This is a genomic window from Pseudomonas sp. NBRC 111119 (assembly GCF_001320125.1).
Lineage (GTDB): Bacteria > Pseudomonadota > Gammaproteobacteria > Pseudomonadales > Pseudomonadaceae > Aquipseudomonas > Aquipseudomonas parafulva.
In genome coordinates this window covers 38,855-52,215 of sequence record NZ_BCAV01000063.1, presented here as the reverse complement: position 1 = coordinate 52,215, position 13,361 = coordinate 38,855, and the positions used below count along the sequence as shown (strand labels likewise).

8 protein-coding genes and 3 pseudogenes are annotated in these 13,361 nt (G+C 63.3%); 8 read left to right on the top strand and 3 right to left on the bottom strand.

What is annotated here, in order from left to right; translation table 11 throughout:
• The first annotated feature begins 19 nt into the window (after positions 1-19).
• The 5 genes from APH25_RS21395 (at position 20) to APH25_RS21375 (ending at position 7,628) form a co-directional block, all read left to right on the top strand.
• Complete coding sequence (locus APH25_RS21395) at positions 20-1,384, top strand: DUF1329 domain-containing protein (protein ID WP_060483296.1); 1,365 nt, start codon at positions 20-22, stop codon at positions 1,382-1,384.
• A gap of 251 nt (positions 1,385-1,635) precedes the next feature.
• The gene (locus APH25_RS21390; RefSeq protein WP_060483295.1) at positions 1,636-4,353 is read left to right on the top strand and encodes a LuxR C-terminal-related transcriptional regulator; all 2,718 of its coding nucleotides are present in this window, start codon (positions 1,636-1,638) and stop codon (positions 4,351-4,353) included.
• 159 nt (positions 4,354-4,512) lie between these two features.
• Entirely contained in the window at positions 4,513-6,120 is a 1,608-nt protein-coding gene (locus APH25_RS21385) for a response regulator (protein ID WP_060483294.1), read from the top strand.
• A complete protein-coding gene (locus APH25_RS21380; RefSeq protein ID WP_060483293.1) occupies positions 6,117-6,809 on the top strand; it encodes a sensor histidine kinase KdpD in 693 nt (230 codons plus the stop codon). Before APH25_RS21385 ends, APH25_RS21380 begins: the two co-directional genes overlap by 4 nt.
• A gap of 102 nt (positions 6,810-6,911) precedes the next feature.
• Positions 6,912-7,628, top strand: a complete 717-nt coding sequence (locus APH25_RS21375; protein WP_028631652.1) for an OmpA family protein — start codon at positions 6,912-6,914, stop codon at positions 7,626-7,628.
• A 47-nt stretch (positions 7,629-7,675) separates the two neighbouring features.
• Here APH25_RS21375 and pta read toward each other — a convergent pair whose 3' ends face one another.
• Together pta and APH25_RS26035 are read right to left on the bottom strand one after the other, a co-directional pair.
• Positions 7,676-9,763 carry a phosphate acetyltransferase gene (gene pta / locus APH25_RS21370; protein ID WP_060483292.1) on the bottom strand — a complete coding sequence of 696 codons (2,088 nt, stop codon included), beginning with the start codon at positions 9,761-9,763 and terminating at the stop codon, positions 7,676-7,678.
• Between the two features lie 94 nt (positions 9,764-9,857).
• A pseudogene (locus tag APH25_RS26035) lies at positions 9,858-9,977 on the bottom strand (DUF3565 domain-containing protein); the annotation flags it as partial.
• On the opposite strand from APH25_RS26035, the gene APH25_RS21365 reads away from it, so the two are divergent.
• Entirely contained in the window at positions 9,976-10,461 is a 486-nt protein-coding gene (locus APH25_RS21365) for a peptidylprolyl isomerase (RefSeq protein WP_060483291.1), read from the top strand. The pseudogene APH25_RS26035 and the gene APH25_RS21365 sit on opposite strands and share 2 nt — an antisense overlap.
• Before the next feature lie 145 nt (positions 10,462-10,606).
• Complete coding sequence (locus tag APH25_RS25190; RefSeq protein ID WP_082428410.1) at positions 10,607-11,089, top strand: glutathione peroxidase; 483 nt, start codon at positions 10,607-10,609, stop codon at positions 11,087-11,089.
• Between the two features lie 91 nt (positions 11,090-11,180).
• On the opposite strand, the pseudogene APH25_RS21360 reads toward APH25_RS25190, so the two are convergent.
• Positions 11,181-12,332: pseudogene (locus APH25_RS21360) on the bottom strand (glycosyltransferase family 4 protein); the annotation flags it as partial.
• A gap of 171 nt (positions 12,333-12,503) precedes the next feature.
• On the opposite strand from APH25_RS21360, the pseudogene APH25_RS26335 reads away from it, so the two are divergent.
• Positions 12,504-13,280: pseudogene (locus APH25_RS26335) on the top strand (PAS domain-containing protein); the annotation flags it as partial.
• Between the last annotated feature and the right edge of the window lie 81 nt (positions 13,281-13,361).

The window sequence follows — 13,361 nt, the reverse complement described above, 5'->3', positions numbered from 1 at the left end:
AGATCCAGGACGACACGACATGAACAAGACCAGAAGTCTGCTGCAAGCCGGTGTGCTGGGCCTGTCCCTGCTGGCGACCAGCGTAATGGCAGCGGTGTCTGCGGACGAGGCGGCGAAGCTGGGCAGCACCCTGACGCCAATGGGCGCGGAAAAAGCCGGCAATGCCGATGGTTCCATCGGCCCCTGGCAGCCGCTGGCCAAAACCGCCGGCAGCGTCGACGGCAAAGGTTTCCTTGCTGACCCTTACGGCAGCGAAAAACCCCTGTTCACCATCACCGCGCAGAATGCCGACCAGTACAAGGACAAGCTCTCACCCGGCCAGTTGGCCATGATCAAGCGTTACCCGGACACCTACAGAATCCCGGTTTTCAAAACCCACCGGGGGTCGACCGTTCCCGCAGATGTGTTCGCCGCCATCAAGGAAAATGCCACCAAGGCCACCCTGGCTGAGGGCGGCAACGGGCTGAAAGACTTCCGCACGGCAGTGCCGTTCCCCATCCCGAAAACCGGGTTGGAGGTGATCTGGAACCACATCACCCGCTACCGTGGCGGCAGCGTCAGCCGGCAGGTGATCCAGGCTACGCCGCAGCAGAACGGCTCCTTCAGCGCTGTGAATTTTTCTGACCAGTTCGTGTTCCGCGACCGGATGAAGGATTACGACCCGAACAACCCGGGCAACATCCTGTTCTACTTCAAACAGGAAGTGACGGCCCCGGCGCGTTTGGCAGGCACCGTGTTGCTGGTACACGAAACCCTCGACCAGGTGAAGGAGCCGCGCAAGGCCTGGATCTATAACGCCGGGCAACGCCGCGTACGTCAGGCACCGCAGGTGTCGTACGACGGGCCGGGCACCGCGGCCGATGGCCTGCGCACCTCGGATAACCTCGACATGTACAACGGTGCCCCGGACCGCTACGACTGGAAGCTCGAGGGCAAGAAGGAGCTCTACATTGCCTCCAACGCCTTCAAGCTCGATGACCCCAAGCTGAAGTACACCGATATCGTCAAGGCCGGGCACATCAACCAGGACCTCGCCCGTTACGAGTTGCGACGGGTGTGGCATGTGGTTGCCACCCTCAAGCCTGGCCAGCGGCACATCTATGCCAAGCGTGACTTCTACATCGACGAAGACACCTGGCAGGCCGCCGTGATCGACCAGTACGACGGCCGTGGCCAGCTGTGGCGCGTGTCCGAGGCCCACGCCCAGCCGTACTACAACGTGGAGGTGCCGTGGATCACCCTGGAGGCCATCTACGACCTGCAATCGGGCAGGTACCTGGCCTTGGGCATGAAGAACGAAGAGAAGCGTGCATACGACTTCGGCTTCACCGCCAGCAAAGCCGACTTCCAGCCTGCAGCACTGCGCCAGTCCGGCATCCGTTAATCCGGCGTCACACGGGCGATGTAGGAGCGAGCACAGCTCGCGATGGGGCGCAAAGCGCCCCCAGCCTTCCCGATAAACCCGCTGAATACCCCTCCAAACCCCCGCCATAGCCTCTGTCCATCGCCGTTGTTGCTTTTTGTCGTAGTCTTTTCCCCAGCATTCGCCCCGCTTTGCCTTCAAATGCGCGACGTTAACCGCTAGTCTCGCAAACACCGCTATCGCCGTATTCTTCCAACCAGAACGAGCCGGCCATGTCAGACCTGTCCCGTACGAACGGATTCGCCAGCCAGGCCATGGGCCTGCTGGACGGGCGTTTCTTCCGGCCACCCTTGCCCGATGGCCATGTCGCTCGCCAGCGCCTGTGCCAACGCTTGCACGCGGGGCTGGGTGGGCGTTTGCTGCTGGTCAGTGCACCTGCGGGGTTTGGCAAAAGCTGCCTGGCCATCGAGTTCTGCGAGGCGCTACCGGCCCATTGGCGTAGCCTGTGGCTGGGCTTGAGCCCGCGTGATGCCGACCCGGGTCGCTTCCTCGAGCGCCTGCTCGAGGGCCTGCAACAACACTGCCCGGCCTTGGGCGGGCAGGCCATGGGTTTGCTGAAGATGCGCCAGCGTCATCAGCCGTTCGCCTTCGAGCAATGGCTCGATGGCCTGGTCGATGAGCTGGCGCTGTATTTCCAGGCTGATACGCCTTTGCTGCTGGTGCTGGATGACTACCATCTGGCCCAGGGGCCTGTGCTCGATGGTTGCCTGCAGTTCTTCCTCAACCACCTGCCTGCTGGCCTGGTGCTGCTGGTCACCAGCCGACAGCGGCCTGACTGGCACCTGGCTCGCCTGCGCCTGTCACGGCAATTGGCCGAGTTGAGCGAACAGGACCTGCGCCTGACCGTGGATGAAGCCCTGGCGGTTATCGGCCGCAAGCCCACCAGCCTGCGCGGCCAGGCACTGGACAACCTGATCCAGCGCAGTGATGGCTGGGTAGCGGGCCTGCGCTTCTGGCAACTGGCTGCCAGTGAGTCGGCTGACGACCAGGCCTTGCCCCAGGCACTGCATGGCGGGGAAGGGCTGATCCGTGACTATCTGCTCGAAGAGGTCATCGACATGCTGCCTGCCGACGTGCAGACCTTTCTCGATGAAACTGCTTGCCAGGAACGGTTCTGCGCGCCCCTGTGCGATGCACTACGGGTGCGGGATGACAGCGCCGCCATCCTGGGTTTTCTGCAAGCGCACCAGGTATTTCTGGTGCCCCTGGACGAACACGGCCGCTGGTTCCGCTATCACCACCTGTTTTCCGACCTGCTGCGCAGCCGTCAGCAAAGCGAGCCGCTGGCTGGCCGGCACCTGCGCGCCTGCCGTTGGTTCCAGGCCCAGGGTTTGCTGGATGAAGCCGTCGAGCAGGCGCTGCGCGGCGGGCACCTGGACGTGGCGGCCGACCTTGTGCAAAGCCTTTCTGAAGAACAACTGCTGGCCGAACAGAACGTCGGCATGCTGTTGCGCTGGAAGATGGACCTGCCCGACAGCCTGCTGATCAGTACCCCTCGGCTGATTGTGCTGTACAGCTGGGCACTGGGCCTTGCCTGCCAGCTGGATGCGGCCGAGGAACTGGCCGGCTACCTCAGCCGCTTTCTGCCCGCGCCCTCTGCCAGCGCGCAGAAATCCATGCTGGCGCAATGGCTGGCACTCAGTGGCGTGATCGCCCGCGGCCGCGGTGACCGCGAGCGAACCCTGGCTTACTGCAGCGAAGCGCTGCACAGCCTGCCTTGCAAGCGTTACGGCCAGCGCCTGGTGTGCCTGTCCACCTTGTCCAACCTGGCCATTGCCGAGGGTGACTTCTGGCGTGCCCGCGGCTGGAACCGCGAAGCGCTCGAGCTGGCCCAGCGGGTCGGCAACCCGTTGTTCGAAGCATTGGCCCATTACGACCGTGCGCGCGTGCTGCACGCCCGTGGCGAGGTGCTGCGTGCGCTCGATGAAGTGCGTCAGGGCCTGCAGCGCCTGCAAGGGCTTTCAGCACAACGCCTGTATGCCATTCGCGCACGTCTGACCCTGTACGACGGCTACCTGCAGGTGTCGCGCCTGAACCCCGTGCAGGGCCGTGCCCGCTTGCGCGCGGGCCTCGGTGAAGCGCGCGCCTGCCGCGACATCAGCGTGCTCATCGGCCATTGCGTAATTGCCACCCTCGACGGGCGTGAAGGGCATTATGCCGAAGCGTTTGCCGAACTGGCCGAAGCAGAGCGCCTGATGCACATCTGGGACGTGCCGCCTGTGTACTACCTGGCTATGATCACCTTGGTGAAATGCGAGCTATGGCTGGCGCAAGGGCGCACAGACCTGGCCGAGTCCTGGTTGCAGCGCCTGGGCCAGACCTATGGGGGGGAGCAACCGGCCCTGGCGCCCGAGTTCCACCCCTTGTTGCCGTGCCATGTGGCGTTGCAGCAGGGATGGCTGGAGCGCAGCCGTGCGCGCTGTGAGGAGGCCGCGCAGCGCTTGGAGGCGCTGGTCGCTCGCGGCCAGCGCTGTGGCGGCATGATGCTCACGGTCAGTGCGCTGGCGCAGTTGCTGGCGCTGTTGTTGAGTACTGGCCAAGCCGGCAAGGCCGCGCAATGGCTGCCGGGTTTGCTGGAAGCTGCGCGTGGCGGGGTACTGCAGCCTTTTCAGGTACTGCTCGAACAGCACCCGCAGTGGCTGGCCGAGCAGTTGCAGGGGCTTGCCAGCTGCCCGGTCCAGGGCGAGCTGCTGCAGCGCCTGCCTAAACTTGCCAGTACCGGCGCCCCTGGCATGGAGGCCTTGAGCGGCCGCGAGCTGGCGGTGCTGGAGCTGATCGCTCAAGGCTGGTCTAACCAACAGATCAGCGAACGCTTGTTCATTTCGCTGCACACCGTCAAAACCCACGCCAGCCATATCAACAGCAAGCTGGGTGTGGAGCGCCGTACTCAAGCCGTGGCCAGGGCAAAATCCCTCGGCTTGCTGGCGTGACGCTGGCCCAGCGGGCGGCTGCCCGCTAAAATGCTGGCTTGGGGCCAGCCTGCAGGAACGCAGCTGCCCGCTTTCATCTTTTCCGACCAGCTGCCGATACAGCGATCGGTGGCATCGCCTCGCGCGGTTTTTCCCATTATTCCAAGGCAGGTCGTGTTGATGCTGCAGTTCGGGCAAAAGAGCTTTCTGATCGTCGACGACTTCACCGACTTCCGCACCTCGACCCGCTCCATGTTGCGCGAGCTGGGCGTGCGGGACGTCGATACCGCCGACAGTGGCGAGCAGGCATTGCGGATGTGCGCGCAAAAGCGCTACGACTTCATCCTGCAGGATTTTCACCTGGGCGATGGCAAGAAGAACGGCCAGCAGGTGCTTGAAGACCTGATCATCGACAAGCACATCAGCCATGAATGCGTGTTCATCATGGTGACGGCCGAAAGCAGCCAGGCCATTGTGCTCAGCGCCATCGAGCATGAGCCGGACGCCTACCTGACCAAGCCCTTCAACCGGGTTGGCCTGGCCCAGCGGGTCGAGAAGCTGTACCAGCGCAAGACCCTGCTCAAGCCTATCCTCCAGGCACTGGACCGTAACCGCCCCGGTGAGGTGCTGGCAGCCTGTGCAGAGCTGTGCAAAAAAGACCCGCGTCTGGCGCCGCTGTGCCTGCGCTACCGGGCCGATGCGTTGCGCAACCTCAACCGGTTCGAAGAGCTGGAAAAGTTTCTCAAGGCCATCCTGGCCAGCCGCCCCCAGCCCTGGGTGTACGCCGCATTGGGCAGCCTGATGCACAAGCGTGGGCAGAATGCCCAGGCGCAAGTGGTGTATGAACAAGCGCTTAAGGCCTTCCCCATCATGCCAGCCCTGTACGACGGCATTGCCGAAGTGCTGGTAGCCCAGGGCGAAACCAAACGCGCCCAGGGCCTGCTGGAAGAGGCCGTGCGCCTGTCACCGCTGTCTGTAAGGCGCCAGGCGACGCTGGGCAAGCTGGCACTGGCCAACGAAGACTTCGACAGCGCTTCCAAGGCGTTCCGCCACGCGGTCACCCAGGGGCAAAGCTCGCGTTACAAAGACGCCGAGAACAACCTGGGCCTGGCCCAGGCACTGATGAGCCGCAACGCCGGGTTTGGTCTGGATGCCCGCACCCGCGTCGAGATCAACACCACCCTCAGTGAAGTGGCCAAGGAAAACCCTGAAGACCAGGGTTTGCAGGTTCGTGCGCGCATGATGAAGGCCGCCAGCCTGCAGCAGGCCGGTGACCCTGAAACCGCTGCCAAGCTGACGGAGCAGGCGGTGTTGCGTCTGGAAAAGATGAACCAGTTCTTCTCGGTGGATGCAGCCCTCACGGTTGCCCGGCAGTTGCAGGCCATGGGTCAGGATGCAGCGGCCACCGTGGTGCTCAGGAACTGTGTGGAGAGTTATGGCGACGACCCCAAGGTCATGGAAAAAGTGGGCAAGCTGACCGACGACCCAAGCGTGCTCAACGCCATTACCGAAGCCGTCACGCTCAACCGTCAGGGCGTGCGCAGTTACCAGGGAGGTCAGCTTGGCGAGGCATTGCAGATGTTCCGCAAGGCACTGGGCCTGCAGCCCAAAAACATCAGTATCGCCCTCAACACCGCCCAGGCGCTGCTGCGCATCGGCGGTGAGAATCCTCAGCCTGCGATCATGCAGGAGTGCCGTGACGCCTTGACCAGCGTGGCCGGCATTCCTGCCAGCGATAACCGCTATGACCGCTACCGCAAACTGCATACCCGGGTGTTCGGCGCATGAATCAAGACAATCAGGGGCTGGATTTTTCCACGGTGATCGCCTCCACCGTGCACGACCTGAAAAATTCGCTCTCCGCGCTGATCCAGTCCCACAGCCAGTGGGTACAGCGCCTGCCCGAGGAACTGCGTGGCGGCGTGGAGCAAGGCGTGATGGAGCACGAGTTCCGTCACCTCAATGGCATGCTCGTGCAGCTGCTGGGGCTTTATAAGCTGGGCGTCAACCAGCTGCCTGTGTGCCCCGACTATCACGAGCTGGACGACTTCATCGAAGCCCAGCTGGCGGCTCACGAGGAGGTGCTGCAGCACAATGCCATTCAGGCAAGCTGGCGCATCGACACCGATAACCCGCTGGGCTTCTTCGACCGTGAGCTGGTGGCCTCGGTAATCGCCAACGTGATCACCAACGCCACGCGCTTCGCCGAGCAGGCGCTGTTGATTACCATCGAGGAAGCGGACAACCAGTTGGCCATCTGCGTGAACGATGACGGCCCGGGCTACCCACAGCGCATGATCGACCGGCAGCAGGATTACATCCAGGGCATCGATTCCAACAGTGGCAGCACGGGGCTGGGCCTTTACTTTGCTGCACGCATTGCCGCCCTGCATGAAAGCAACGGTGTGCAGGGGCGGATCGAGATCTCCAACGGGGGCGAGTTGGGCGGCGGGTTTTTCAAACTGTTCCTGCCGTGATGAAGACTCCTTCATGGAATTTTCCTTTACCGGGGCACTCCAACCCTGGCATAGAGCCGTTTCAGATCTACCGCCTTCACGACTTACAGTAGGAGCTTGCCCATGTTCAACATGCGTCGCCTGATTATCGTCGGAACTGCCGCTGCCATGATGGCCGGCTGTGCTGGCCAGAACCCCTACGAGAACCAGGGGCAAGGCTCCGGTGGCATGAGCAAGACCGCCAAGTACGGTGGCCTGGGTGCGCTGGCAGGTGCCGTTGCCGGTGCTGCCATCGACCATAACCACCGTGGCAAGGGCGCACTGATCGGCGCCGCCGCCATTGGCGCGGCAGCTGCCGGTTATGGCTATTACGCAGACAAGCAGGAAGCCGAACTGCGCGAGAAAATGGCCAACACCGGGGTGGAGGTTCAGCGCCAGGGTGACCAGATCAAGCTGATCATGCCGGGCAACATTACCTTCGCCACCGACTCGGCCAACATTTCCCCAAGCTTCTATGCGCCGCTGAACAACCTGGCAGGCTCGTTCAAGCAATTCAACCAGAACACCATCGAAGTGGTCGGCTTCACCGACAGCACCGGTAGCCGCCAGCACAACATGGACCTGTCCCAGCGCCGTGCGCAGGCGGTCAGTACCTACCTGACTTCGCAGGGCGTCGATGCTTCGCGGGTGTCGGTGCGTGGTATGGGCCCGGACCAGCCGATTGCCAGCAACGCCGATGCCAATGGCCGCGCGCAGAACCGCCGTGTGGAAGTGAACCTCAAGCCAATCCCCGGCCAGCAGTACGACCAGCAGCAAGGCCAGGTACAGCAGTACCCTTGATGCTCTTGGGTTAGGCAGTCAGGGGCCGCAAAGCGGCCCCAACCGCCTCAGCCCACCTCACTGGCCTGTATGGCCGTCAACGCGATGGTATGCACAATATCGTCAACCTGCGCGCCACGCGGCAGGTCGTTCACCGGCTTGCGCAACCCCTGCAACATTGGCCCCAGGCTCACCCCATCGGTGCTGCGTTGCACAGCCTTGTGGGTGGTATTGCCGGTGTTCAGATCTGGGAATACGAACACCGTCGCCCGCCCAGCCACCTGGCTGCCCGGAGCCAGGTCGCGGGCAATCGCCGGGTTGACCGCAGCGTCGTATTGCAGCGGCCCATCAATCAACAGCTCTCTGGCCGCCTCTTGGGCAATGCGTGTGGCTTCACGCACCTTGTCCACTTCTTCGTCACTGGCCGAGTCGCTTGAATAGCTGATCATCGCCACCCGTGGCGCAATGCCAAACGACTGGGCCGATGCTGCACTCTGCCGGGCGATCTCTGCCAGCTCCGCCGCGCTGGGGTGTGGGTTCATCACGCAATCGCCGTACACCAGCACCTGCTCGGGGAACAGCATGAAGAACACCGAGGAGACCAGGCTGGCACCCGGGGCCGTCTTGATCAGTTGCAGGGCCGGGCGAATAGTGTTGGCGGTGGAGTGCACCAGGCCAGAAACCAGGCCATCCACTTCGCCAAGGGCCAGCATCATGGTGCCGATGACCACCGGGTCTTCAAGCTGCTGTTCCGCCATCGGCGCGTTGAGGTTCTTGCTGTTGCGCAGCGCCACCATGGGTTCCACGTAGCGGCCACGGATCAGCTCCGGGTCCAGCACTTCCAGGCCATCGGGCAAGGTGATGCCCTGGGCGCGTGCCACGGCGTCCACCTCGTCGGGCTTGGCCAGCAGCACGCAGCGGGCGATACCACGGGCCTGGCAGATAGCCGCCGCCTGTACCAGCAACGGCTCGGCGCCCTCGGGCAGCACGATCCGCTTGTTGGCCTGTTGCGCCCGTTGGATCAACTGGTAGCGGAACACCGCCGGCGACAGACGCAGCTCCCGAGGGGTGCCGCAACGCTGGTGCAGCCAGGCTGCGTCGAGGTGGCTGGCCACGAAGTCGGTGATGAATTCGGCCCGTTCGCGGTCGTCCACCGGGATTTCCCGGTTCAGCGAATTGAGCCGGTTGGCGGTGTCGTAGGAGCCGGTGCTCACCGACAGGATCGGCAGCCCGGCCTGCAGCGCGCCCCGGCACAGGCCAAGGATGCGAGCGTCGGGCTTGCTGTCGCTGGTCAGCAGCAACCCGGCCAGAGGCACGCCGTTGATGGCGGCCAGGCTGACGGCCAGGATGATGTCGTCGCGGTCGCCGGGTGTGACCACCAGCGTACCCGGCGTGAGCAGCGGCACGGTGTTGGCCACGGTGCGTGCGCAGATGATGATCTTGCTCATGCGCCGTTGTTCGTAATCGCCGGCGTTGAGAACCTGGGCGCCCAGCAGGTCAGCCACATCGCGGGTACGCGGGGCGTTCAGTTCGGGCTGGTAAGGGATGCAGCCCAGCAGGCGGAAGTCGTCGCCACGCAACAGCGGCGAGTGCTCGCGAAGGCGGGTGGAGAACGCCGCCATGCTTTCATCGGTGCGTACCTTGTTGAGGATGACGCCGAGCACTTTCGGGTCCCTTGGGCCCCCGAACAGCTGAGCCTGCAGCTCGACCCGGCCAGACAGCTCGCTGAGCACTTCATGCTCGGCGGCCGACACCAGAATCACCTCGGCGTCCAGGCTTTTGGCCAGGTGCAGGTTCACCCGCGCGGCGTAGCTGGCGTGACGGGTAGGCACCATGCCTTCGACCACCACCACGTCGTTACCGACGCAGGCTTGCCGATACAGGGTGATGATGCCTTCAAGCAATTCGTCTAGCTGGCCATCGCCCAGCATCCGCTCCACCTGCCCCAGGCTCATGGGCGTGGGGGGCTTGATGCCATGGGTGCGGGCAACCAGCTCGGTGGACCTTTCCGGGCCCGTGTCGCCTGGGTGCGGCTGGGCGATCGGTTTGAAGAACCCGACCTTCAACCCGGCGCGTTCCAGGGTGCGGATAAGGCCCAGGCTGATGGAGGTAAGGCCGACGCCGAAGTCGGTTGGCGCTATGAAAAAAGTCTGCATGCGTGCTTCTCAAGATAAGCGGTGCAATGAATCAACGCTCAAGGGTAGCGCTATCGGTTGCCGGTGCGCACCCGTTGCACATCAATGCCGGGTGCTGATGCAACTCAATGATCCGACTGGTGGACCGTTGCTCGTCAGCAGGGCGTTCGCATTCGGGCGATGGCTTGGTTACACTTGCCCGTTCTACATTCTTTTGCAAAAGGTCTTGCCCCATGCTGATCGCCGCCAACAAGGCAGTCTCCATCGACTATACCCTGACCAACGACGCCGGGGAGACCATCGACAGCTCCGCCGGTGGCGCGCCGCTGGTTTACCTGCACGGTGCCGGCAACATCATCCCAGGCCTGGAAAAGGCCCTGGAAGGCAAGCAGGCCGGTGACGAGCTGAACGTCGCCATCGAGCCGGAAGACGCCTACGGCGAGTACCTCGCCGAGCTGGTAAGCACCCTGAACCGCAGCATGTTCGAAGGCGTTGACCAGCTGGAAGTGGGCATGCAGTTCCACGCTTCTGCGCCCGATGGCCAGATGCAGATCGTCACCATCCGCGACATCGACGGCGATGACGTCACCGTTGATGGCAACCACCCACTGGCTGGCCAGCGCCTGAACTTCCAGGTCAAGGTCGTCGAAGTGCGTGACGCTTCCGAGGAAGAAATTGCCCACCGTCACATCCACGGTGAAGGTGGCCATCACCACTGATTTTCTGCGCTAAGCTCAGAGAGTCGCCAGGCGCTCGGGCAAACCGTTCTGCCTTCCCCAGGGAAGCGGGCGGTTTGGACGAGCGCCTTTTTAGTGGGCGCAATTTGCCTGCGGGGTTGTCGGCATCCTGAGAAGGGGTTTCATCATGAGTGCATTTCACGACCTGAAGTTGAACGCGCTGAACGGCGGTGAGCTGCCCCTGGCGCCTTTTAAAGGCCAAGTGGTGCTGGTGGTCAACGTCGCCTCCAAATGTGGCCTCACGCCTCAGTACAAAGCGTTGGAGAATCTCTACCAGGATTACCGTGACCGCGGTTTCAACGTACTTGGCCTGCCGTGCAACCAGTTTGCCGGGCAGGAGCCGGGCACTGACAAGGACATTCAGGACTTCTGCAGCCTTAACTACGGGGTGAACTTCCCGCTGGGTGCCAAACTGGAAGTCAACGGGCCGCAGCGCCATGCGCTGTATCGGCTGTTGGCAGGCGAGGGGGCCGAGTTCCCGGGTGACATCACCTGGAATTTCGAGAAGTTTCTGGTGGGCAAGGATGGGCGGGTACTGGCGCGCTTTTCACCGCGCACGGCGCCGGATGACCCGGCAGTGGTGCAGGCGATCGAGAAAGCGTTGGGCTGATTGCCGGGGGGGTGTGGGCGGTATGAGGGGCGCCGTTTGCACGGCGTATCGCCAGCAAGCTGCCGCCAACCGGGTGGGCGCATGCGGGTAGGCTGCCTTGTTGCTGGCAGGCGCTGTGCAGGTAGCTTTCGAACTGCTCGACGATGGCCGGCCAGCCTTGGTGGCTGGCATGCTGGCGGGCATTGAGGCGCACGCGGCGCAGGGTTTCTTCTTCTTCCAGTAACCAGCAGGCAGCATCCATGAAGGCTGCCTGGTCACCCGGCATGGCCAGCGCCCCGCTGTGACCGTGGCGGATATGCTGGGCGGCGGCGGCCTCGTCGTAAGCGACCACAGCCAGGCCTGAGGCCATGGCTTCGAGTACCACATTGCCAAAGGTTTCGGTCAGGCTGGGGAATAGGAACAGGTCGCCACTGGCGTAATGCTCGGCCAGCGCTTCGCCGCGCTGGGCACCGCAGAATATGGCATCAGGCATTTGCTGCTGCAGCGCAGCGCGCTGCGGCCCATCCCCCACCACGATCAGGCGTAGACGGCATTGGGGGTGCGCCTGCTGCAAGGCGTGCATGCTTGGCGCCAGCAGGCCCAGGTTCTTTTCCACTGCCAGCCGGCCCACATGCAGCACGGCGATGTCTTCCGGGCCTAACCCCCAGCCGGCGCGCAGGGCCTGGTTGCGCCGGGCGGGGTGAAACAGGCAGGCATCCACCCCACGCGCCAGCAATGCCAGGCGCTCGAACCCGCGGCGCTCCAGCTCCAGACGCTGGCTGAGGCTAGGGACCAGGGTAACCGCCGTGCGCCGGTGGAACCAGCGCAGGTAATGGGTGAGCAGGCGTGCCAGCAGGCCCAGGCCATACTGGCCCGAGTACTGCGGGAAGTTGGTATGAAACCCGCTGACCACCGCGACCCCCAGGCGCCTGGCGGCGCGCAGGGCACTGAGCCCCAGCGGCCCCTCGGTGGCGATGTACAGCACATCCGGGCGTTCCCGGCGCCAGCGGCGCAACAGCCTGTGCATCGACACCTCGCCCCATTGCAGCCCAGGGTAGCCAGGTAGCGCCCAGCCCCTGCACAGCACGACTGCGGGGTCGCTCTCTGCCGCCCCGTCACCGGCCTGCCGGGGGCGCACTACCGTCACCTTGTGGCCCCGCTGGCACAGCCCCTCGCTAAGGCGGCCAAGGGTGTTGGCCACGCCGTTGATCTCGGGTGGGAAGGTTTCGCTGACCAGGACGATACGCAGGGCGGGTGTGTTCATGAAGAAAGTGTCCGCCGGCAGGGTTGCGCCAATGTGACGTGAACATGACGTAAAGATGACGCCTGATTTGTGCCACTTCATTTTTATGAAATTTTGCGCGGCGAACGCTCAAGACCCTGCCGCGCCCGCCGATTAAAGGGGTATTCGCCCTTACGCTCCAGGAGAGCGGTGATGTTCAATAACAAGCTCAAGCAAGAAATTCGGCAGTTGCGTGAAGACCTGATGACCGTCGAACAGGTCAAGAGCAGCCTCGATAGCGAGATGCTGGTCCTGCAGCTCGACCCTAACGGGCGAATTGAAATGGTCAACGGCAACTTCGAGAGCGAAATGCTCTACCGTGCCGACCAATTGCTGGGGCGCAACATCGAAGACATCGTGCCTACCCACGTCAAGTCGCTGGATTTCTACAAGCGGCTGAAGACCGCCATCAGCCGGGGCGAGCACCTGCACGGTGCGGTACGCCTGCTGCGTGGCGATGGCCAGGAAGCCTGGCTGCGATCGATCCTGCAACCTGTGAAGGGCATCGATGGGCGCATCAAGTATTTCTCGCTGCACTCAAGCGACCTTACCCGCACCATCGTCACCTCCCGCGAGCATGAGAGCCTGATCAAGGCCCTGATGCGGTCTACGGCAGTGATCGAGTTCGACCTCGACGGCAACATCCTCACGGCCAACGACCGCTTTCTGTCTGCGGTGGGGTACCGCCTGGACCAGATTCGCGGCAAGCATCACCGCATCTTCTGCGAACCTGAAGAAGCCAACTCCACGGCCTACCAGGCGTTCTGGGACAAGCTCCGCCGTGGCGAGTACATTGCCGAGCGCTTCAAGCGCATCGATGCCCACGGGCGGGTGATCTGGCTGGAGGCGTCCTACAACCCCATCTTCAATGCCCACGATGAGCTGTACAAGGTGGTGAAGTTCGCCACTGTGATCACCGACCAGGTCAACCAGGAGCAGGCAGTGGCAAGTGCTGCGGATGTGGCCTACAACACCTCGCGCGACACCGACGACAGCGCGCGCAGGGCCACC

What these genes read in the sequence shown, in the direction of transcription:
- APH25_RS21395 (WP_060483296.1), top strand. Translation starts at nt 20, where the DNA reads ATGAACAAGACCAGAAGTCTGCTGCAAGCCGGTGTGCTGGGCCTGTCC.
- APH25_RS21390 (WP_060483295.1), top strand. Translation starts at nt 1,636, where the DNA reads ATGTCAGACCTGTCCCGTACGAACGGATTCGCCAGCCAGGCCATGGGC.
- APH25_RS21385 (WP_060483294.1), top strand. Translation starts at nt 4,513, where the DNA reads ATGCTGCAGTTCGGGCAAAAGAGCTTTCTGATCGTCGACGACTTCACC.
- APH25_RS21380 (WP_060483293.1), top strand. Translation starts at nt 6,117, where the DNA reads ATGAATCAAGACAATCAGGGGCTGGATTTTTCCACGGTGATCGCCTCC.
- APH25_RS21375 (WP_028631652.1), top strand. Translation starts at nt 6,912, where the DNA reads ATGTTCAACATGCGTCGCCTGATTATCGTCGGAACTGCCGCTGCCATG.
- pta (WP_060483292.1), bottom strand. Translation starts at nt 9,763, where the DNA reads ATGCAGACTTTTTTCATAGCGCCAACCGACTTCGGCGTCGGCCTTACC.
- APH25_RS21365 (WP_060483291.1), top strand. Translation starts at nt 9,976, where the DNA reads ATGCTGATCGCCGCCAACAAGGCAGTCTCCATCGACTATACCCTGACC.
- APH25_RS25190 (WP_082428410.1), top strand. Translation starts at nt 10,607, where the DNA reads ATGAGTGCATTTCACGACCTGAAGTTGAACGCGCTGAACGGCGGTGAG.